Source organism: Cellulomonas sp. NTE-D12 (genome assembly GCF_027923705.1).
Classification (GTDB): Bacteria; Actinomycetota; Actinomycetes; order Actinomycetales; family Cellulomonadaceae; genus Cellulomonas.
Genome location: NZ_AP026442.1, coordinates 2,605,856 through 2,627,306, shown reverse-complemented (window position 1 = coordinate 2,627,306; position 21,451 = coordinate 2,605,856). Strand labels below are relative to the sequence as shown.

The window sequence follows — 21,451 nt, the reverse complement described above, 5'->3', positions numbered from 1 at the left end:
CCATCGTCCGGGCCGCCGTGCGGGCCGCCGGCGTCAGACGACGGGCACCTCGAAGATCGTCTCGAGGCCGTCCTCCTCGTCCCACTGCTCGCCCACCTCGACCAGGCCGAACGAGGCGACCAGCGCCCGTGACGCCGCGTTCTGCGGGCTGATCGTCGCCCTCAGCACCTGCACGTCCGCGCGCTGCCGCGCCACGGCGAGCAGCGCGTCCATCGCCGCCCGGGCGTACCCCCGGCGGCGCGCCCACGGCACCACCTCGTAGCCCACCTCGACCATGCCACGGGCGTCGGGCGGGCCGTGGAACCCGGCGCGGCCGACGGCGGTCCCGGCGTGGGCGGCCGGACCGGCGCCGACGCCGGGGCCCGTCACCGCGCCCTCGCTCGTGCCGGCCACGAGCGAGGAGTCCACCAGCAGCCGCGTCACCCAGGACGCGTCCGCGGGCCGCTCCCGGACCTGCTCGGCGCGGATCTGCCAGACCCGACGGCAGTGGTCCGTCGCCAGCTCGGGGTCGATGTGCAGGCCCGGCACCGCGCGTTCCGCGGTGTCCGCGTGGCCTGCGGCGAGGGCCGCGAGCGCCGGGGCAGGCACCTGGACCAGCTGCACCTCCGGCCGGGCGGGAGAGGGCCAGGGGTCGTCGAGCGCCGTCACGAACCCATCGTGCCGGCGGCTCCGGGGCCGGTCACGGGATTTGCCCTACAGCCAGTGCCGCCGCTTGAACACGACGTACACCCCGAGGTCGATCAGCACCACGGCGCCCATCACCCACGCCCAGGCACCGGTGGTGTTCACCAGCGGCAGGTCCTTGAAGTTCATCCCGAACAGCCCGGACGTCACCGCGGGGATGGACAGCATCGCCGCGATGGCGGAGATCTTGCGCGTGTCCTCGTTCTGCTGGGCGGCCACGTTGTTCTCGTGGCTGGCCACCACCGCGTCCAGGGTGAGGTTCTGCTCGTTGGCCAGCACGGCGGTGCCCGCCAGGTCGTCCATCAGGTCCCGGATCCACGGCCCCACCTCCTCGTCGTCGACGGAGAGCTCCTCGAAGTGGCCCTCGCTGGCCTTCAGGGAGGCGTTCAGGGTGGCGACCGCCCGGTCGACCTTGCCGATCTGCCCGCGGAGCCGGTAGATCCGCTCGCGGCTCTCGCGGACGGAGTCGTCGAACACGTCGCGCTCCAGCTCCTGCAGCTCGTCCTCGATCGTGTCGGTCAGCCGGGCGTAGTCGCCGGCCGCCTGGGCCATCACGGAGAACGCGGCTCCCAGGGCCCCGCCCCGCACCCGGGCGTCGGGCTTGGCCAGGTCGGAGCTCTGCACCGCGTCACCCTGCGCCCGGGTGCGTCGCACCGTGACCAGCGCTCCGGGGGCGATGAACAGGAACACCTCGCCGACCGTGACCGTGGGGTAGGTCCGGGTCAGCTCCAGGGTCCACAGCACCACCGCGAGGTGGTCGCCGAAGCGCTGGATCTTCGGCTGCTGACGGCCCGTCACCGCGTCCCGGGTGGCACGAGGGTCCAGCGACAGCGGCTCGGCGACCGAGGCCATCTCGGCCTCGTCGGGCATCCAGAGCTCCAGCCACAGGAAGCCGCCGTCGTGGCGCGCCTCCTTCAGCTCCCCGGCGACGTCCGGCGTCGGGTCCGTGTCCAGCGGGTGCGGTTCCCCGGCGCTGTCGAACCGGACGGCATGCGTGAGCACGGTGCCTCCTTGGTGCGCCGCACGTTGCTGGACGGTCGTCCGACGTGGGCGGTGGCACGAGTGTCCTGGCAGGGACGGCACTCCGCATCCGATGGATCCGGGGCGCTGGGCCGATGGTCCCGTCGCCGCGCGGCTGCCCGTCAAGGCGGCGTCAGGATCCGCGCGACGGCGTCAAGACGGCGTCAGGACGGCACGTGCCCGGCCCGCGCCGGCCGTTCCATGGAACCGTGACAAGCCTGCTCACGGCGCCCAAGCGCCTGCTCGTCGGCAACCCGCTGCGCAACGAGCGGATGGGGGAGACCCTCCTGCCCAAGCGCATCGCGCTGCCGGTGTTCTGCTCCGACCCGCTCTCCTCCAACGCCTACGCCACGGAGGAGATCCTCCTGGTGCTGTCCGTCGGTGGGGCGTCCCTGCTGCACCTGACCCCGTTCGTCGCGCTCGCCGTCATCGTCCTGCTCGTCGTGGTCGTCGCCTCCTACCGGCAGACCTGCTACGCGTACCCGACCGGTGGCGGCGCCTACGCCGTCAGCCGCGCCAACCTCGGGGCGCGGCCCGCCCTGGTGGCCGCCAGCGCGCTGATGGTCGACTACGTGCTGACCGTCGCCGTCTCCGTGGCGGCGGGCGTGGCCAACATCGTCTCGGCGTTCCCGTGGCTGGCGCACTCGGCGCTGCCGATCACGCTGGGGTTCGTCGCGCTGCTCGCGGTGATCAACCTGCGCGGCGTGCGCGAGTCGGGCACGGCGTTCGCGATCCCGACGTACGGGTTCGTCGTCGCGGTGCTCGCGATGATCGGCGTGGGCCTGGCCAGGACGTTCGCCGGGCACGCGCCCGTCGCGGCCTCCGCGGCGATCAGCGTGCACTCCACCGCCACCCTCGGCCCCCTGCTGGTGGTGGGCATCGCGCTGCGGTCCTTCGCCTCCGGGTGCACCGCCCTGACCGGCGTCGAGGCCGTGAGCAACGGCGTGCCGAGCTTCCGCGAGCCCAAGCCGCGCAACGCCGCGAACACGCTGGCCGCGATGGGCGGGCTGACCATCGCGATGTTCATCGGCATCACGGCGCTGGCCATGATCAGCCACGTCCACATCGCCGAGGACACCTCCCAGCTGGTCGGCGCGCCGGCCGGCTACCACCAGGGCACGGTGATCGCCCAGCTGTCCGGGGCCGTCTTCGGCTCGACCAGCATCGCGTTCTACGTCGTGCAGGCGTTCACCGCCGCGATCCTGGTGCTGGCCGCCAACACGGCGTTCAACGGCTTCCCGATCCTCGCCTCGATCCTGTCCGGCGACGGCTACCTGCCGCGGCAGTTCGGCCGGCGGGGCGACCGGCTGGTGTTCAGCAACGGCATCGTGATCCTCGCGCTGCTGGCCGGGTTGCTGCTGTGGGTGTTCGACGCGAGCACCACCCGGCTGATCCAGCTGTACATCATCGGGGTGTTCGTCTCGTTCACCCTGAGCCAGGCCGGCATGGTGAAGCACTGGACCACGGCCATCCGCGCCACCGCGCTGCGCGACGAGCGGCCGCGGATGGTGCGGGCCCGGCTGGTGAACGGGCTCGGCGCCGTGGTGACGGCGATCGTCCTGGTCATCGTGCTGGTCACCAAGTTCACGCACGGCGCGTGGCTGGTGGTGATCGCGATGCCGGTCGTGTTCCTGGCGATGGAGGGCGTGCACCGGCACTACGCGTCCGTGGACCGGGCGCTGACGCCTCCGCCGGGCGGCGTCCCCCTGCCCAGCCGCGTGCACGGCATCGTCCTGGTCTCCCGGCTGACCATGCCCACGCTGCGCGCCCTGGCGTTCGCTCGCGCGACCCGGCCGTCCACCCTGACGGCCCTGACGGTGCGCACCCAGGAGAAGGAGGCCGCCGCGCTGCTGGCCGACTGGGCGGAGCGCGACGTCCCCATCCCGCTCACCGTGCTCGACTCCCCGTACCGCGACCTGACCCGGCCGGTGCTGGAGTACATCGCCCGCATCCGCCGGGACTCGCCGCGGGACCTCGTCGTGGTGTTCGTGCCGGAGTACGTGGTGGCGCACTGGTGGCAGCAGGCGCTGCACAACCAGAGCGCGCTGCGGCTGAAGGCCCGGCTCCTGGTGCAGCCCGGGGTGATGGTCACCTCGGTGCCGTGGGTGCTCAGCCCGGAGCAGACGCCGGCGCCGGTGCAGGTGGCCGGCTGACCGCTTCCGTGCCCGCACCGGGCGCGACCACCCGCGCCCGCACCGGGCGCCTCCAGCTCGCCCGCCCGGACGGTGCGCGGCGCTCCCCCTGGGGGTGACCGCGGTCCCCTCACCGTCCGGGCGGGCGTGGCACGCTGACGCCATGAGCGCCGCGCCGTCCGCCCTGCCACGTGCGGGGATGCGGCTCACCAGGGCCCGGCGCCTGGCCGGGATCGGTCTGGTGGTCGTCGGCGGCCCGCTCGGCACGCTCGCGCTGGTGCGCCTGGGTACCGGTCTGTCGCTCGGCGCCGTGCTGATGCTCTACGTGCTGATGGTGGTGATCGCCGCTGCGGTCGGCGGCCTGGAGGCGGCGGGGCTCGCCGTGGTGGTCGGCTTCCTGCTGGCGAACTGGTTCTTCGTGCCGCCGCGGCACACGCTCGCCGTGGACAGCCGGGACGCCGTGGTGGAGCTCACGGTGTTCGTGCTGGTCGGCGGGGTCGTCGGGCTGACCGTGCAGCTGACGGCACGGGAGCAGGCCGCCGCCGCCCGGAGCCGGTTCGGCTCGCAGGTGCTCTCGCGGCTGTCCGCCGAGCCGGTGTCCGACGCCTCGGTGGTCGGTGTGCTGGACGAGGCTCGTCGCGTGCTCGGCATGGACACGATGGCCCTGGTGCGGCGGGGCGTCGGGGCGCCGCTGGCGCGCGTCGGCGCCACGCCGACCGGCGCTCCGGACCTGGTGCTCGACGCCGGCTCGGACCTGCAGCTGGTCGGCTACGGACCGGAGCCGTTCGCGGCGGAGCGGTCCCTGCTCACCGGCCTCGCGGGCGCGGCAGCGCGTGCGTGGGACGCGCAGGTGCTCGCCGAGCAGGCGGCACGGGCGCGCGAGCTGGCCGAGGGGGAGCAGGTCCGCACCGCGCTGCTCGCGGCCGTCGGACACGACCTGCGCACGCCGCTGGCGGGGATCAAGGCGGCGGTGAGCAGCCTGCGGTCCACGGAGGTGGAGTGGTCGGACGACGAGCGCGCCGAGCTGCTCGAGGCCGTCGAGCAGGGTGCCGACCGGCTGTCCGACCTCCTGGCCAACCTGCTGGACCTGTCCCGGCTGCAGGCCGGGGCGCTCGCGGTGCACCGGGTGCCGGTCGACCTCGACGAGGTGGTGGGCCGCGCGCTGCTGACGCTCAGCGACGAGCAGGTCCAGGTGGACGTCCCGGCGGGGCTGCCGCCGGTGCTGACCGACCCCGGCCTGGCGGAGCGGGTGGTGGCCAACGTGGTGGACAACGCCCGCCGGTACGCGCCCGCGGGTTCACGGGTGCGGGTGGAGGCCGAGGTGGTCGACGACGCGGTCCAGCTCCGCGTGGTGGACCACGGTCCCGGGGTGCCCGAGGGGCAGTGGCGGCACCTGTTCGAGCCGTTCCGCCGGCTCGACGACCGGTCGACCGGCGTCGGGCTGGGGCTCGCGATCGCGCACGGGTTCGCCGAGGCGCTGGGCGGCTCGCTCGCACCGTCGCGGACGCCGGGCGGCGGGCTGACGATGACGTTGCGGCTGCCGCTGGCCGGGCGGCAGGCCGAACCGACCCTGGGGGAGACGGCGTGACCAAGGTGCTGGTGGTCGACGACGACGCGACGCTCCTGCGCGCCCTGACGATCAACCTGCGCGCCCGCCGGTACGAGGTCGAGCAGGCCGCCACGGGGCGGGCCGCTCTGCGCGCCGCGGCGGCCGGGGTCGACGTCGTCGTGCTCGACCTGGGCCTGCCCGACATCGACGGCGTCGACGTGGTGGCCGGCATCCGGGGCTGGTCGCAGGTGCCGATCATCGTGCTGTCCGCACGCGAGTCCCAGGCCGCCAAGGTGGACGCCCTCGACGCCGGTGCCGACGACTACGTCACCAAGCCGTTCGGCATGGACGAGCTGCTCGCCCGCATCCGTGCGGCGCTGCGCCGGGCCACCCCCGAGCCGGTGGCCGAGCCCCTGGTGACCACCGACGCCTTCACCGTCGACCTCGCCGACCGGCGCGTCACCCGGGACGGTGCCGACGTCCGGCTGACCCCCACCGAGTGGCACCTGCTCGAGGTGCTGGTGCACAACGCCGGGCGGCTGGTGACGCAGAAGGAGCTGCTGGCGCAGGTGTGGGGCCACGGCTTCGAGGAGCAGGGCAACTACCTGCGGGTGTACATGGCGCAGCTGCGGCGCAAGCTGGAGCGGGAGCCGTCCCGGCCGCGGCACCTGGTCACCGAGCCCGGGGTGGGGTACCGCTTCGTGCCGTGAGCGGGCGGACGTGTCTCGCGACGGCCCGGGGGCGGCGACGAGCGGCTCGACGGCCGGCACAGCCCGCCGCCGTAGGCTCGCCCCATGTCGTCGGCCGAGCTCCTGCGGGTGCTCGTCGGCATCACGACGCTGGTCGTGGCCGCCGCGGTGGTGCTGCGGACCTTCCGCGTGCGGCACCCCTGGGCCCCGGCGACGGCCGTGGCGCGGGGAGCGCTGCAGCTCGCGGCCATCAGCCTGGTGCTCACCGGCGTGATCACCTCCCACCTGTGGGTCGCCGCGGCGCTGCTGGTGATGTTCTCCGTCGCGGCGACCACGGCCACCCGCCGGCTCGGCTGGACCCCGCAGCGCATGCGGCAGGTCGTCCTCGCGATGGCGGCCGGCGTGCTCCTGGCCCTCGGTGTCGTCTTCCTCACCGGGGCGATCGGCTTCACCGCGCGCTACACGCTGGCCATCGGCGGCATCGTCGTCGGCAACTCCATGACCATGGCGACGCTCGCCGGTCGGCGCTTCACCCAGGGGGTGATCGACCACTGGGAGGAGGTCGAGGGCTGGCTCGCGCTCGGTGCGCACCCGGCCCAGTCCACCGCCCAGATCGCCCGCGACGCGGTCTACTCGGCGATGATCCCGATCACCGACCAGACCAAGACCACCGGCCTGGTGACGCTGCCCGGCGCGTTCGTCGGCGCGATCTTCGGGGGCGTGTCCCCGCTGGAGGCGGGGCGCTTCCAGATCGTCGTGCTCGCCGCCGTCATCGCCGCCGGCTCCTTGACCGCCGTGCTCCTGGCCCACTGGCTGCAACCGATCCGTACCCGTCCGGAGGCCCTGAGATGACTGCCGTTCCCGGCACCGAGCGTCGGCTGCTCGTCGTGGAGGACGACGCCGACCTGGCCGACATGCTGGCGGAGCTGCTCACCGGTGAGGGCTACTCCGTCGACGTCGCGCGGGACGGCCAGCGCGGCCTGCACCTGGGGCTGACGCGCAGCTACGACGTGATGGTGCTGGACCGCGGGCTGCCGGCGATCGAGGGGCTGGACCTGCTCGGCCGGCTGCGCAGCCGGGGCGTCACCACGCCCGTGCTGGTGCTGTCGGCGCTCGGCAACCCCGCCGACCGCGTGGAGGGTCTGGACGCGGGCGCGGAGGACTACCTCGGCAAGCCGTTCGACATCGACGAGCTCGCCGCCCGGCTGCGAGCCCTGACCCGCCGGCACACGGAGGACGCGCTGACGCTCCCGGTGCTCGGCGGCACGCTGCACCCGGCGACGCACGAGGTGGTGCGCGACGACGGCGAGCGGGTGGCGTTGTCGGTGCGCGAGAGCGAGCTGCTCGAGGTGCTCGCGCGGCACCCGGGCCGCGTGTACGACCGTGAGCGGCTGCTCGACACGGTGTTCCCGGACGCGGGGGAGGTGGGCGTCGTCGACACCTACGTCTACTACCTGCGCCGCAAGCTGGGCCGGGACGTCGTCGCGACCGTCCGCGGCGTCGGGTACCGGCTCGGTGCGTCGTGAGCGCCGCCGAGCCCGCGCCCGACGAGGGCGTCGTGATCCGCCCCGGCGCGCCGCGCCCGCGGCAGTCCCCCGAGGACGTCGAGGTGGCACGTGCCGCGCGGCGCCTCGGCTGGCAGACCGCCGTCGTGGTGCTCGCCAGCGTCGTGCTGATGTCTGCCGTGGTGCTCGTCGCGGTGCTGCAGGGACAGGCGCGGGACGCCGAGGCGAAGCTCGAGCAGGTCGCGCACAGCATCGACGACACCCGGGACGTCCCGCCGGGGCTGTGGGTGACCGTGATGTCGACGGTCGACGGCTCGATGACGTCGAGCCCGGGCCTCCCGCAGGGGCTGCCGGACGTCGGCGCCCTCAGCGCCGTCGCCGAGGGGCGGCACGAGGTGCGCAGCACGGTGGCGACCGGGGAGGGGCGCGTTCCCGTCGTCACGGTCGAGCGGGACCGGGTGGTCGTGCAGGTCGCGGTCGACCCGAACGAGAAGCACGACGAGCTGGAGCGGCTTCTGACGGCCCTGGCCTTCGCCGGCGGGACCGGGGTGGTGCTCGCCGGGGTGGCCGGCGCCTGGTTCGGCCGTCGGGCGGTCCGCCCGCTGGCCGATGCCCTGGCGCGCCAGCGGCGGTTCGTCGCCGACGCCAGCCACGAGCTGCGGACGCCGCTGACGCTCCTGAGCACGCGGGTGCAGCTCCTCGGGCGCCACCTCGACGCCGACGTCTCCGACGTGCCACCACGGGTTCGCGCCGACGTGACGGGCCTGCACGGAGACACCGCGGCCCTTGCCGCGCTGTTCGACGACCTGCTGCTCGCGGCCGACGACCGTCGGGTCGCTCCCGAGCCGGTGGACGTCGCCGCGGTCGCGGCGAAGGTCGTCGCGGCCGCTGCTGCGTCCGCCTCGGCCCGCGGCATCGCGCTGCGCACCACCGGCGAGTCCGCGGCGGTCGCGCTGGCCGGAGGGGTGTCGGTCCGTCGTGCGCTGACGGCCCTGGTGGACAACGCGCTCGACCACGCGGAGTCGGCCGTCGCCCTCGACGTGGTGCGCGACGGGGACCTGGTACGCGCCCGCGTGCTCGACGACGGCCCGGGCATAGCCCCGGGCACCCGGGTGTTCGAGCGCTTCGCCTCGCACCGGCCGGCGGCCGACGGCCGTCGGCACTACGGCCTGGGCCTCGCGCTGGTCGCCGAGATCGCCACGCAGCACGGCGGGCGCGTGGCCGCCGGTCCCCGGGACGACCAGCGCCGCGGGGCTCAGGTCACGCTCGAGCTGCCGGCGCTCCGCTGACGGCAGCCGCGGTGATCACGCGCCGGTCGGTCGTCACGGCGATCACCGTGGCGGCTCCGTGCTCCACCGCCCACGCGGGCCCGTCCTCGCCCATCGCGAGCACGGTGGTGGCCAGCACGTCGGCGACCGTCAGGTCCGCGGCCACCACGGTCGCCGCCACCAGGGGGAGCTGCCGGGAGCCGCTGCGACCGTCCCACACGTGGGCGCCGCGCTCGTAGGTGCCGGAGGTCGCCACCGCGCCGTCCGTCACGGACAGCACGGCGAGCACCGCCTGCGGGTCGTCGGGGTGCCGCACCGCGACGTCCCACGCCCGCCCGGGCTCCGGCTCGCCGCGGGTCACCACGTCCCCGCCGGCGTTCAGGCAGAAGTCGCGCAGTCCGGCGGCGACCAGCACGTCGGCAGCCCGCTGCGCCGCCCAGCCCTTGACCACGCCGTTCGTGTCGAGCCGTCCCTCGGGCGTGCACACGTCGAACACGCCGCCCGACTCCTCGTGGGCGCGCGCCGCGAGGTCGAGCACCTCGCGCATGTCGGCGGACACGTCGTCCTCGGGCACCTCACCGCGCTCCAGCCGCCGCAGCTCGCTGTCGGGCCGGTACGTGCTGAACCGCTCGTCGGCCTGGTGCAGCACGGCGAACGCCGCATCGAGGGCAGCCTGGACGTCCGGGCCCTGCGCCCGCCGCACGTCCACGGACATCGGCAGGCCCATGACCTCCTCGACGCGACGCACCGAGCTCAGCCGAGCTTGTCGATCGCCGACTGCAGCGACTGCGCGTACGCCTGCGAGGTGAACGTCGCGCCGGACACCGTGTCGATGTTCGCCGAGCCGGCCGCGATGGCCTCCTTCGTCAGGATCGGCACGGCGTACGCATTGATCTGCACGCTCTCCCCGTGGCGGTTCGGTGTCTGCAGCGCCTGCACCGCGGAGACCTTGCCGTTGGTGAAGGTGACCGACAGCTGCAGCGGCCCGTAGGGCGTCTGCTCGGTGGTGCCCACGATCGTCTTGGTCCCGCTCGTGGTGCCGGACTGGGTGCCGGTCGCGCTCGACGAGCCCGAGGTGCCCGACGACGTCCCCGTCGAGCCGCCCGTCGTACCCGCGGCGGACTGCCCGGTCGAGGTGCCACCCGTGCCGGTGTGCACGGCGCCGGACGCCGCGAGACCGTCGGACCCGGAGAACCGGGCGGCGGCGGTCGCCGCGATCGCGGCCAGCGTGCCGGCGAAGATCAGGGTCCCGCGCCAGGGTTGGGTGCTCATGACAGGCTCAGCTCCTCGTGGTGGATGGCGGCACGCGGGACGCCGAGCGCCCGCGCCGACCTGACGACGGTGTCCGTCATCGCGGCCGGGCCGCAGACGAACACGTCGCGCTGCCGGATGTCGGGGACCACACGGCCCAGCACGGCCGGCGACAGCGGGTCGTACCCGAGGTCGCGCCGGCGGCCCGGCAGCGGGACGTAGTGCAGGGTGTCGTAGTCGGGGAACTCCCGGGACAGCGCCAGCCCCTCGGCGTCGTGCGCCCGGTGCACCACCACGACGTCACGCCCCTGCGAGACGAGCTCCTCGGCCAGCGCCCGCACCGGGCCGATCCCGGCGCCGCCGGCCACCAGCAGCACGCGGCGCGAGCGGGCCCGGTCGGCCGTGAACGTGCCGAACGGTCCCTCGAGCAGCACCCGGGTGCCGGGGCGGATGCGCCGCACGGCCGTGGAGTGGTCGCCCAGCGCGCCGATGGTGAACCGCACGCGCTCGTCCGTCGGGACGACGGACACCGAGTAGGGGTGCGCGGTCCAGATGTGCCCGGGGGTGAGGAACCGCACCAGGAAGAACTGCCCGGCCCGGGCCTGCAGCGCATCGAGGCCGCTGCCCTTCAGCCACACGCTGGTGGTGCCCTTGGCCTCGTTGACCACCGACTCGACCGTCAGGCCGAGGTGCACGTGCTGCACCAGCGGGAGCCCGACGCGCCACCAGACGATCGCCAGCGCGGTGCCGGCGTACATGGTGAACCACACGGTCTTGGCCGGCCAGGAGCCGACGAAGTGCGCGCCGGAGGAGATCTGGTGCAGGAAGGTCAGGAAGATCCCGCCGTAGATCGTGAAGTGGATGCCGAACCACCACTCGTAGCTCAGGTAGCGGCGCAGCAGCCTCGCGCTGGTCAGCCCGACGACCAGGAAGACGACGGTCCCGACGATCGCGGGCAGGATGTCCGAGTAGGTGTGCAGCTGCGCCATCAACTCGGCCCACGGCGTCTTGTGGTCGGTCAGCATCCCGCCGAGGATCATCGCGCCGACGTGGGTCAGCACCAGCAGCAGCACCGTGGTGCCCAGCGACCGGTGCCAGGACACCAACCGGTCCAGCCCCACGGCCCGCTCGAACCACGGCACCCGCGCCACCAGCAGCACCTGGGCGCACACCAGGAACGACGCGATCAGTCCGGCGAGCTCGCCGAACGCCGTGATCGCCGTGCCGGGCGTGCTTCCCATGGACGGTGAGGTCCCGGCCCACCAGAACCACAGCACGGCGAGCGAGCCGAGCCAGATGACGGCACGGACCGACCGGGCACCGGGCCCCCGTACGGGTGCGGCCTGACGGCTGCGCGACGAGGCGGCCGGGCGGCTGCCTCGGGCTGCCGGACCGGCCGTCCGGGTCATCGTGGAGGTCGTCATGGCAAGGATCATTCCGAGCCGTTCTCAGAGTTCTCTCCGAGCCACCTGTGTGTCGGTTGTGCGGCGATCGGCCGTCTCCGTGGCGGTCGGGGCGCCCCGCCGGGCGGCCCCACGGCAGCATCGGGACGGCGCCAAGGCCAGCCGATCCTTGCTATCGCACCTACCCTTGGTTCAGGTATCACGGACGCATGACCAAGATCGAGGACTGGCTGCGCCGCTACCCGATGGTGGCCGCGACGCTCGTCGTGGCCCTCGCCGGACTCGTCCTGACGCTCACGGCGCCCGCCGCCACCCGCTGGGTGGTCGGGGGCTACGCGCTCGTCGTCGCCGGGATGCACGCCTACCAGATGGTGCGGGACATGCTGCGGGGCAACTTCGGCCTCGACGTGCTCGCCGTCACCGCCGTCGTGTCCACCGTCGCGGTCGGTGACGTCTGGGCGGCGCTGATCGTCGTGCTGATGCTCACCGGTGGCTCCGCGCTGGAGGACTACGCCTCCGCGCGCGCACACCGCGAAGTGTCCGCCCTGCTGGCGCGCGCACCGCACTTCGCGCACGTGGTGGGCGCGGACGGCGAGCTGACCGACGTGGCCGTGACCGACGTCCGCGTGGGCGACCTGCTGCTGGTCAAGCCGGGTGAGGCGGTGCCGGTCGACGGTGTGCTCGAGGGGGAGACGGCGTCGTTCGACGAGTCCTCGCTGACCGGCGAGTCGCTCCCGGTGGAGCACCTCGCGGGCGAGGCGGTGCTGTCCGGCTCGGTCAGCGACCAGCAGGTGGCGATGGTCCGCGCGACCGTCGAGGCCAAGGACAGCCAGTACCAGAAGATCATCGAGCTGGTGCAGGCGGCAGCCGACTCCAAGGCACCGATCGTGCGGCTGGCCGACCGGTACGCCGTGCCGTTCACCGCCGTCGCGCTGGTGCTCGGCGGCGTCGCCTGGTGGCTCAGCGGCAGCCCGGTGCGCTTCGCCGAGGTGCTCGTCGTCGCGACCCCGTGCCCCCTCCTCATCGCCGCGCCCGTCGCCTTCATCGCCGGCATGAGCCGCGCCGCGAAGAACGGCGTCGTCATCAAGTCCGGCGGCATCCTCGAGCAGATGGCCCGGATCCGCACGGTCGCCCTCGACAAGACCGGCACCCTGACGTACGGCCACCCGCGCGTCGAGTCGGTCGAGCCGGTGCTCGGCACGGCGTCCGACGACCTGGTGCGGTTCGCCGCCGCCGCGGAGCAGTTCTCGCCGCACGTCCTCGCCCAGTCCGTGGTCGACGCCGCGCAGAGCCGGGGGCTCGACGTCCCCGACGCGTCGGACGTGACGGAGACGACCGCGGCCGGCGTGACGGCCACCGTGGACGGACGACGGGTGGTGGTCGGCAAGGCGAGCCACGTCGAGCAGGTCACCGGGACGACGGTGCTGGCGGCCGAGCTGCCGCCGGGTCGTCTGGCGGTGCACGTCGGGCTGGACGGCCGGCACGCCGGGCGGCTCGTGGTCGCCGACGAGATCCGCCACAACGCCGCGCCGACGCTGCAGACGCTGCACCACCTCGGCGTCCGGCACGTCGTCATGCTGACCGGCGACGCCGAGCCCACGGCGCTGCACGTCGCGGCGGCGATCGGCGTCGACGACGTGCGCGCGGGCCTGCTGCCGGCGGACAAGGTCTCCGCCGTGGTCGGCCTGCAGGACCGCCCGGTCATGATGGTCGGGGACGGCGTCAACGACGCCCCGGTGCTGGCGGCGGCGGACGTCGGCGTCGCGATGGGTGCGAAGGGCGCCACGGCCGCGAGCGAGTCGGCCGACGTCGTCATCATGCTGGACGACCTCGGCCGCGTGGCCTCCGCCGTCGCGATCGCTCAGCGCACCGTGCGGGTGGCCCTCGAGTCCATCTGGATGGGCATCGTGCTGAGCGTCGGCCTGATGGTCGTCGCCGCCTTCGGGGTGATCCCGGCCGTGGTCGGCGCCTCGCTCCAGGAGCTGGTGGACCTCGTCGCCATCCTCGGTGCGCTGCGGGCCGTCCGCCCGGGCCGCTCGGAGCCGGCACCCACCCACGCCGACGTCCCCCCGGTGGAGCACACGCCGCCGGTCGCCGCCGCCGTGCTGTGAGCCGCCCCTGAGGCGGCACGCCCACCGCGTGGCCGGACCCACGCCGAGCCCACGCCGGGCCCGACCGGATCGGCGCACCTCAGGGCACGACCACCGTCATCCCCACCCTCGCGGTGCCCGGCTCACCGAGCGCCGCGAGGGCGTCGGCGGCCTCGTCCAGGCCCACCACCGCCCCCACCAGCCGGTCAGGGGACAGCCGTCCGTCGGCGATCGCGGCCAGCATCGCCGGGTACTCGTGGGCCGCCATGCCATGGCTGCCGTACAGCTCCAGCTCCCCACGCGACGACGCGGCCCATCGGCAGCGGTGGCCGCGAGTGCTCGCCGAGCAGCAGCCCCACCTGGACGTGACGGCCACGTCGCCGCAACGCCAGGACGCCCGTCACCGCCGTTCGCGGGTCACCCAGTGCCTCGACGCTCACGTGCGCACCTCCGCCGGTCAGCTCCACCAGGCGGCCGGCCACCTCCTCGGGGCTGCCGTCACCGGGGTCGAGCACCGCATCGGCCCCCAGCTCGAGGGCGGCCGTCCGCGCGGCGGCCGAGGTGTCCACGCCCACCACCCGCGCCCCGAGCGAGCGGGCGATCATCACCGCCGACAGCCCGACGCCCCCGCACCCGAGCACCACCACCTGGTCGTCGGCCCGCACCCGGCCGTGCACCGTCAGCGCCCGGTAGGCGGTGGCGAACCGGCACCCGAGCCCGGCGGCCGTCGTCGCGGCCATGCCGTCCGGCAGCCGCACCAGGTTCGTGTCCGCGTGGTGCAGCGCGACCAGCTCGGCGAACGAGCCCCAGTGCGTGAAACCGGGCTGGGTCTGGTGCGGGCACACCTGCTGCTCGCCGCTGCGGCACGTCAGGCAGGTACCGCACGCGCAGACGAACGGCACGGTCACCCGGTCCCCGACGCGCCACCGGCGGACCAGGGGACCGGCGGTCACGACCGTGCCCGCCAGCTCGTGGCCAGGCACGTGCGGCAGCACCACCGAGTCGTCGTGCCCCTGCCAGGCGTGCCAGTCGCTGCGGCACACCCCCGTCGCCCCGACCTGCAGCACCACGCCGTCGTCCGGGCACACCGGGTCGGGGACGTCCACGACGGCGGGCCGGGCCCCGAACTCCTCGATCAGCAGCGCGCGCACGACCCGATCGTGCCAGCCGGCGCGGGCACGGCCGCCCTCGAGGGCCGTCGAAGATGCGGCCATGGTCCCGGTCCGACGGCACGCGCCGGTGGTCGGATGGGGAGTGGTCTGCACTCCGGGCCTGACCCCCGGGCCTGAACTCTGGGCCTGCGGGTGATCGGTCGCGACCGGCTGCCGCCGGCGCGTGGACAGAGGAAGAGGTTCGACGACGATGATCGTGCTCTGGGACCTGGACGGGACCCTGCTGCTGGACAACAGCCCCGAGGGCGGCGAGAGCGTGTTCGCCCAGGCGCTGCGCGACGTCACCGGCCTGACGGACGTCACGGTCCCGGAGCGGCACGGCAAGGTCGACTGGCAGATCCTCGACGAGATGCGCCGGGGCGCGGGCCAGCCGGACACGGTCGCGGGCCCTCTGACGCGCCGCTTCGTCGAGCTGTCGGAGGCCTGGTACGCGCAGCCCGAGAACGCGTGCGACCCGGTACCGGGCGTCCAGGAGGCGCTCGCGGCCGTGCACGCCAACGGCTGGACCAACGCGCTGATCACGGGAAACTCCAAGCAGCGCACCCGCGTGAAGCTGACGAGCGCGGGCTACGACCTCGCCCTGTTCGACTGGGGCCACTCGTTCTTCGGCGCCATCTACCCGGACCGGGCGGCGCTCGCGTGGGCGGCCGCCCGTGCGGTGCACAACGGGGTGCTGGTCGGTGACACAGAGGGCGACGGCGTCGCCGCGAACGCGGGCGGTTTCGCCTTCGTGGCCGTCACCACCGGCGGGACGGACGCCGGCAAGCTGGCGAAATTCGGTCCGGTCCTCGTCGTCGACGACTGGACCACCCAGCTCGAGGACTTCCTCACGGTGGTCAAGCGCTCGGTGCGCTGACCGGCGGACCGGGGCGCGGCCGCACCCGGTCGCGCCCGCGTCGTGCCCGCCCGTCGTGTCCGCCCGTCGTGTCGGCTCGGCCCTGCCGTGAACCGGCCGCGGACGTCAGGGAGCGCCGATGGAGAACTCGTGCGGCGTGTACTTCCACACCGTCCAGATCCACGCGACCTGCAGCACCGCGGAGATGCCCAGCAGCACCACCGGCCAGCGCCGTGCCCGTGGACGGTCTCCGGTCTCGAGGCCGAGCGCGACCACGCCGAACGGGAACGCCAGCAGGAAGAACCTGACCAGGCTGAAGATGATGTCGCCGACGGACAGGATGTAGACCAGGTACGCGGCGCTCCACACGTACAGCTCCGCACCGAGCCGCCGCGCCGAGCGGCTCGCCAGCATGGCGAACATCCCCAGCACGATGAGGACGATGCCCACCGCGACGGGCCACGGCATGATCCCCAGGCGCGCCCAACCGGCGAAGGGGTACGCGCCGCGGCCCACCCGCCACGCCTTCTGGGTCAGCAGGTACGCGTCCGGGATGCCGGTCACCCAGCCGCAGATCGCGGGCCAGGCGAGCCCCGAGACCCCCGCGACCGCCAGCAGCACCCCGATCCGCACCAGCTCCCGCACGCCGAGCCGGTCGCGCCCCGCGCGCTGCTCGCGCCAGCGCAGCCATGCGTGCACCAGCACCACCACCGCCATCGGCAGAGCCACCGCCCGGGTGAACCCCAGCGCGGCGACCGGAAGGGCCGCCCACAGGTACTGCCGTCGTAGCACCAGCAGCAGGCTCCCGGCCACCAGCAGCAGCGCCAGGGACTCGGTGTAGCCCGCCTGCAGCACGGTGGCCGCCGGGTAGAGGCCGATGGCGGCAACGGTCAGCACCGGCAGGCCGGGCCGGGTTGCGACGGCCCGCGGGGCGCCCTCGGTCACCAGGCGGTGCACGACCACGGCCGCTGCACAGCCGAGGACCAGCGACAGCAGCGGGGCCAGCAGGTCCCAGCTGCCGCCGGTCAACGTCATCAGGCCGCGCACCAGCATCGGGTAGAGCGGGAAGAAGGCCCACGTGTTCTTGTCCACACGGCCGCGGAAGTCCAGCGGGAGCGTGTGGGGGTACCCGGTGGTCGCCACCTGGTGGTACCACCAGCCGTCCCACCACCGGCTGAGGTACAGGTCGAACGGCGGCTGGGCCAGCACCCGCCAGGAGTGCGGGGGACCGAAGCCCTGCTGCGACCAGGCGATCAGCAGCACCCCCGTGGTGAACACCCGGGTGAGCAGGTAGACCAGCAGCGCCTGTGCCCACCAGGGCCTGCCGAGCAGCGCACGGCGGACCCGTGGCGCGAGATCGGTCACGGCGCTCCTCGGGGTACCGGCCACGGGGCCGGCCGGCGCGTGACGATGATAGGGGGCGGTGGGGCCGTCGTGGGCCCCCACCGCCCCCTGCCGTGCCGCCGTCAGACCGCCGCGCCCACGCCGAACCACTCGTGGACGCGATCGGTGATCGCCTTCTCGAACAGGTCGTCGCTGTGCTGGTCGCGGAGCCACCGCGCCAGGCTGCCGCCCGCCGACGCGTCGATGTCCCGCCAGCACCCCGCCGGGTCGGTGACGGCCCGGTAGAGCTGCTCCTCCGCCTCGGTGGGGGAGCGGTAGAACAGCGGGTAGCCGCTGGGCAGCAGGGCGTGCGCCCACGGCAGGTCGGGGAAGATGCCGACCGCACCGGCGGCGAGCGCCTCGACGTACTCCAGACCGTAGGACTCCTCGGTGGCGGTCGCGAGGAACGCCGTGGTGCGGGACAGCGCGTCCCAGTAACCGTCGCGGGTCGCCGTCAGGGGCCCGACCCACATCCACTCCCGCGACGACATGCGCATCGCCAGCTCGGACACCAGGTGCGACTCGTGCAGGCGCGCCTCGACGCGGATCGGCGTCCGCTCGCGCACGCGCTCGACCACCTCGAGGAACAGCCGTGGCTGCTTGCGCTCCGAGACGTAGATGGCCGGGTACAGCACCAGCGGCACCGGAGGCTCGTGGCGAGGCCGGACGTGCTCCAGCCGGAAGCCGAGGTTGACCCACGCCAGCCGGGCCTTCTCGGCGAGCGGCTGGACCGTCCACCGGGACACCACCTCGCGCGCCTCGTTCGCCGTGCGCTCGGAGTTGGCGAACGTCGGGAACAGCGCGCAGGACAACGCCAGCGCGGCCTGCTCCACCGGGTGCGGGTACGTGGTGGTGGGCCACCAGAGGAAGTTCATCAGCCGTGGCTCGGCGCCCGCGGGGCGCAGCGTGCGCCACACGTCCACCGAGTCGAGCACGTCCATGCTGATCACCACGGTGGTGACCGGGTCGACGAACTCGAGCGGGATCAGGTCGAAACCGGCGCACCTGCGCGGTCCCGGCCCGATCAGCTCCGAGCCGGGGAACACCCGCAGCAGCCGCCGCACCAGCGTGGAGCCGGCGTCGTGCCCGACGACGTGGCCGCTGCCGTCGACGAGCGCCGCGTCGTGCTTGATGGCGACCTTGGTGATCATCGTGCGTCGCCCCCCACCGTGTCGGTCGCGCCGGCGTGGGCGAGGGCGGCGTCGTCCGGACTGCCGGCCGGGGTGACCAGCTGCTGACCCTGTGCGGCTGCCGCAGGTGCCTCCACCGGGGTCGGTGCGGGCCGCGTGGTGCTCGGCAGGTCCCGCGCCTCGGGCCGGTCGTCGGAGCCGCGCGGTGCCGACGGCTCGGCGGGCTGCTCGTCGTCGAGCGACGCCCGGATCCGCATCCCGTAGAACGACCGGTGCACGAAGAACACCGACACCAGGAAGAAGACCCCGGCGAGGATGCGCACCAGCGTGCCGTTGCCGTCCCCGGTCAGGCTCACACCGAGCTCGACGGCCAGCAGGCCGAACAGCGTCGTGAACTTGATGACGGGGTTGAGGGCCACCGAGGAGGTGTCCTTGTACGGGTCGCCGACCGTGTCACCCACGATCGTCGCGTCGTGCAGCGAGGTGCCCTTGGCGTGCAGGTCGACCTCGACCACCTTCTTGGCGTTGTCCCAGGCGCCGCCCGCGTTGGCCATGAAGATCGCCTGGTAGAGACCGAAGATCGCGATGGAGATCAGGTAGCCGATGAAGAAGTACGGCTCCACGAAGGCGAACGCGAGCGTGACGAAGAAGACCGCCAGGAACATGTTGAGCATGCCCTGCTGGGCGTACTGGGTGCAGATGTCGACGACCTTGCGGGAGTCGGACTCGCTGGCACGCGTGCTGCCGTCCAGGCGGATCGTGTTCTTGATGAACTCCACCGCCCGGTAGGCGCCGGTGGTCACCGCCTGGATGGACGCGCCGGTGAACCAGTAGATGACGGCCCCGCCGGCGATCAGGCCGAGCAGGAACGGCGGGTGCAGCAGGGACAGGTTCTGCACGTCCTTCGTCAGGCCGGCGGTCAGCGCCATGATGATCGAGAAGATCATGGTGGTGGCGCCGACGACGGCCGTGCCGATCAGCACGGGCTTGGCGGTCGCCTTGAACGTGTTCCCGGCGCCGTCGTTCTCCTCCAGCATCTGCTTGGCGCTGTCCCACTTCGGCTCGATGCCGAAGTCGGCGGCCAGCTCGGCGTCGATGTTCTCGACCTCTTCGATCAGGGACAGCTCGTAGACGCTCTGCGCGTTGTCCGTCACGGGGCCGTACGAGTCGACCGCGATGGTCACCGGGCCCATGCCGAGGAAGCCGAACGCCACCAGGCCGAAGGCGAACACCGCGGGCGCGGTCATCAGGGCGCTCAGACCCTGCCCGCTGATCAGGTACGCGACGCTCATCAGGGCGACGATCGCCATGCCGAGCCAGTACCCGGAGAAGTTGCCGGCCACCAGGCCGGACAGGATGTTCAGCGACGGACCGCCCTCGCGGGAGCTCTTCACCACCTCGCGCACGTGGCGGCTGGAGGTCGAGGTGAACACCTTGACCAGCTCGGGGATCAGGGCGCCCGCCAGGGTGCCGCAGGAGATGATCGTCGCCAGCTTCCACCAGGCGCCGGCGCCGGGTCCCTGCAGGTCGCCGAGCACGAACCACGTGGTGACGAACGTGAGCACGATGCTGACCGCCGAGGTGAGCCACACGAGCGAGGTCAGGGGCTTCTCGAAGTCCATCCGCGTCGCGTCGCGGTAGCGCGCCCGCACCAGCGTGTCGTTGACCAGGTAGGAGACGGCCGAGGCGACGAGCATCACGGCCCGGACGGCGAAGATCCACACGAGGAGCGTCGCCTGGACCTTGGTGTCGGCGACGCCGAGCAGGATGAACGTCACCAGGGCCACGCCCGTGACGCCGTAGGTCTCGAAGCCGTCGGCGGAGGGGCCGACCGAGTCGCCCGCGTTGTCACCGGTGCAGTCGGCGATCACGCCGGGGTTGCGGGCGTCGTCCTCCTTGATCTTGAAGACGATCTTCATCAGGTCGGAGCCGATGTCGGCGATCTTCGTGAAGATGCCGCCTGCGATGCGCAGGGCGGAGGCGCCGAGCGACTCACCGATGGCGAAGCCGATGAAGCACGCACCGGCGATGTCCGCCGGCAGGAACAGCAGGATGACCAGCATCATCAGCAGCTCGAGGCTGATCAGCACCATGCCGATGCTCATGCCCGACTTCATCGGGATGCGGTGCACCGGCAGCGGCTTGCCGTCCAGCGCTGCGAACGCGGTCCGCGAGTTGGCGAAGGTGTTCACCCGGATGCCGAACCACGCCACCGCGTACGAGCCGCCCATGCCGAGCAGGCTGAACCCGATGATCACCGCGACGCGGCCCCACGTGAAGCCCACGAGTGCGCGGTAGTACACGACGATGACCGCCGCGATGAACACCCACAGCGTGAGCAGGAACCGGCCCTGGCGCAGCAGGTACGTCTGGCAGGTCGAGTAGATCAGCTCGGAGATGTCCCGCATGCTGACGTGCACCGGCAGGCGCCGCAGCTGGAGGAACGCGACGAGCCCGAAGGCCAGCCCGAGCAGGCAGACGAGCAGGCCGGCGACCAGCAGCACCCGACCGGAGAAGCCACCTGCGATCGTGACGGCGGACAGGTCCGGCAGCCGGAGGCTCGCCTCACCGCCGTGGCCGGCGCCGGCGCTCCCCGACGAGGCGCAGCCGGCCAGCGACGTCGCCGCCAGTGCGCCGACGGCGAGCCCGAGCAGCGGTCGACGCCGCCTGCGACTGCCTGGATCGGGGCTCCCGGGGGGCGGAGCGGTGGGGGTGAGGAGGTGGGTGCGGGTATCCAGAAGTGTGCGCACGGTCCGATCCCAGGAGAGCGTCGTTGCTGTCGTTCTCCACGCTAGGAGCGGGGCGCTGCGAGCGGGCGTGACCTACGGCCCAGGGCTCCGTGCAGGTCGCGGACGTGCGCTCAGACCGACGTCAGCGCACGTCCGAGCACGTGCGCGACCTCGTCGGCGAGTGCTGCTCCCAGGGCGGTGCACGACGTGTACGGACCGCAGACCACCCCGGCCGCGGACCAGACGAGCGTGCGAGCCAGCTCCGCACCCGACGCGGTGGCGAGCGTGACCTCGTAGCAGCGCAGCAGCCCCTCGTCGGTCGCGTCCCGGAACTCGGGGTCGTCGGCCGGGAACAGACCGGCGGGCCGCTCGTCCGGCCAGCGTTCCACCTCGATCACGTACCCGGTGCCGACCAGCAGCTCGTCGACGGCGCCGGCGTCCGGTGCGGTCGCGACGGTGAGCGCGGGACCGGGTGCGATCCGGACGGTGTCCACGGTGCTCGTTGCCATGCTCGCCACGGTAGGTCGGACCACCGACAGTGCCCGGGACCACCCTCCGGCGCGTCGCCGGGTACGTGCGCGCGACGGACGGCCGCACCCCTGTGGGGGCGC

At 73.5% G+C, this 21,451-nt stretch carries 17 protein-coding genes and 1 pseudogene; 8 read left to right on the top strand and 10 right to left on the bottom strand.

What is annotated here, in order from left to right:
- Positions 1-33 precede the first annotated feature (33 nt).
- Both QMF98_RS12085 and QMF98_RS12080 read right to left on the bottom strand, forming a co-directional pair.
- Positions 34-648 carry a GNAT family N-acetyltransferase gene (locus QMF98_RS12085; protein ID WP_337973262.1) on the bottom strand — a complete coding sequence of 205 codons (615 nt, stop codon included), beginning with the start codon at positions 646-648 and terminating at the stop codon, positions 34-36.
- 45 nt (positions 649-693) lie between these two features.
- Positions 694-1,686 carry a CorA family divalent cation transporter gene (locus QMF98_RS12080; protein WP_337973261.1) on the bottom strand — a complete coding sequence of 331 codons (993 nt, stop codon included), beginning with the start codon at positions 1,684-1,686 and terminating at the stop codon, positions 694-696.
- Between the two features lie 227 nt (positions 1,687-1,913).
- Here QMF98_RS12080 and QMF98_RS12075 point away from each other — a divergent pair, with 227 nt between their 5' ends.
- From QMF98_RS12075 to QMF98_RS12050, 6 genes are all read left to right on the top strand, one after another.
- Positions 1,914-3,857, top strand: a complete 1,944-nt coding sequence (locus tag QMF98_RS12075; RefSeq protein ID WP_337973260.1) for an APC family permease — start codon at positions 1,914-1,916, stop codon at positions 3,855-3,857.
- A 142-nt stretch (positions 3,858-3,999) separates the two neighbouring features.
- A complete protein-coding gene (locus tag QMF98_RS12070) occupies positions 4,000-5,424 on the top strand; it encodes a sensor histidine kinase (protein ID WP_337973259.1) in 1,425 nt (474 codons plus the stop codon).
- Complete coding sequence (locus QMF98_RS12065; RefSeq protein WP_291759433.1) at positions 5,421-6,095, top strand: response regulator; 675 nt, start codon at positions 5,421-5,423, stop codon at positions 6,093-6,095. Before QMF98_RS12070 ends, QMF98_RS12065 begins: the two co-directional genes overlap by 4 nt.
- Before the next feature lie 84 nt (positions 6,096-6,179).
- Complete coding sequence (locus QMF98_RS12060) at positions 6,180-6,926, top strand: ABC transporter permease (RefSeq protein WP_291759430.1); 747 nt, start codon at positions 6,180-6,182, stop codon at positions 6,924-6,926.
- Complete coding sequence (locus tag QMF98_RS12055) at positions 6,923-7,600, top strand: response regulator transcription factor (RefSeq protein ID WP_337973258.1); 678 nt, start codon at positions 6,923-6,925, stop codon at positions 7,598-7,600. The genes QMF98_RS12060 and QMF98_RS12055 overlap by 4 nt, the downstream gene beginning before the upstream one ends.
- Positions 7,597-8,868: a sensor histidine kinase gene (locus QMF98_RS12050; protein WP_337973257.1), complete on the top strand. Its 1,272-nt coding sequence runs from the start codon at positions 7,597-7,599 to the stop codon at positions 8,866-8,868. Before QMF98_RS12055 ends, QMF98_RS12050 begins: the two co-directional genes overlap by 4 nt.
- On the opposite strand, the gene QMF98_RS12045 is transcribed toward QMF98_RS12050, so the two are convergent.
- Genes QMF98_RS12045 through QMF98_RS12035 form a run of 3 tightly spaced genes read right to left on the bottom strand, consistent with a single transcriptional unit; the run spans position 8,840 to position 11,522 of the window.
- On the bottom strand, positions 8,840-9,595 hold the full coding sequence (locus QMF98_RS12045) for an FAD:protein FMN transferase (RefSeq protein WP_337973256.1): 756 nt from the start codon (positions 9,593-9,595) through the stop codon (positions 8,840-8,842). The genes QMF98_RS12050 and QMF98_RS12045 overlap by 29 nt on opposite strands.
- Before the next feature lie 5 nt (positions 9,596-9,600).
- Complete coding sequence (locus QMF98_RS12040; RefSeq protein ID WP_337973255.1) at positions 9,601-10,119, bottom strand: FMN-binding protein; 519 nt, start codon at positions 10,117-10,119, stop codon at positions 9,601-9,603.
- Entirely contained in the window at positions 10,116-11,522 is a 1,407-nt protein-coding gene (locus QMF98_RS12035; protein ID WP_337973254.1) for a ferredoxin reductase family protein, read from the bottom strand. The genes QMF98_RS12040 and QMF98_RS12035 overlap by 4 nt, the downstream gene beginning before the upstream one ends.
- A 188-nt stretch (positions 11,523-11,710) precedes the next feature.
- Here QMF98_RS12035 and QMF98_RS12030 point away from each other — a divergent pair, with 188 nt between their 5' ends.
- Positions 11,711-13,612: a heavy metal translocating P-type ATPase gene (locus QMF98_RS12030; RefSeq protein WP_337973253.1), complete on the top strand. Its 1,902-nt coding sequence runs from the start codon at positions 11,711-11,713 to the stop codon at positions 13,610-13,612.
- A gap of 79 nt (positions 13,613-13,691) precedes the next feature.
- Here QMF98_RS12030 and QMF98_RS12025 read toward each other — a convergent pair.
- Positions 13,692-14,742: pseudogene (locus QMF98_RS12025) on the bottom strand (alcohol dehydrogenase catalytic domain-containing protein).
- Between the two features lie 211 nt (positions 14,743-14,953).
- Between QMF98_RS12025 and QMF98_RS12020 the strand changes: the two are divergent.
- A complete protein-coding gene (locus QMF98_RS12020) occupies positions 14,954-15,619 on the top strand; it encodes an HAD family hydrolase (protein WP_337973252.1) in 666 nt (221 codons plus the stop codon).
- 105 nt (positions 15,620-15,724) lie between these two features.
- On the opposite strand, the gene QMF98_RS12015 is transcribed toward QMF98_RS12020, so the two are convergent.
- From QMF98_RS12015 to QMF98_RS12000, 4 genes are all read right to left on the bottom strand, one after another.
- Positions 15,725-16,963: a hypothetical protein gene (locus QMF98_RS12015; protein WP_337973251.1), complete on the bottom strand. Its 1,239-nt coding sequence runs from the start codon at positions 16,961-16,963 to the stop codon at positions 15,725-15,727.
- A gap of 101 nt (positions 16,964-17,064) precedes the next feature.
- Positions 17,065-18,132: a glycosyltransferase family 1 protein gene (locus QMF98_RS12010; protein WP_337973250.1), complete on the bottom strand. Its 1,068-nt coding sequence runs from the start codon at positions 18,130-18,132 to the stop codon at positions 17,065-17,067.
- The gene (locus QMF98_RS12005) at positions 18,129-20,861 is read right to left on the bottom strand and encodes a sodium-translocating pyrophosphatase (RefSeq protein ID WP_337973249.1); all 2,733 of its coding nucleotides are present in this window, start codon (positions 20,859-20,861) and stop codon (positions 18,129-18,131) included. Before QMF98_RS12005 ends, QMF98_RS12010 begins: the two co-directional genes overlap by 4 nt.
- A gap of 110 nt (positions 20,862-20,971) precedes the next feature.
- Positions 20,972-21,349 (bottom strand): hypothetical protein, encoded by a 378-nt coding sequence (locus QMF98_RS12000; RefSeq protein WP_337973248.1) that lies wholly within the window; start codon positions 21,347-21,349, stop codon positions 20,972-20,974.
- Between the last annotated feature and the right edge of the window lie 102 nt (positions 21,350-21,451).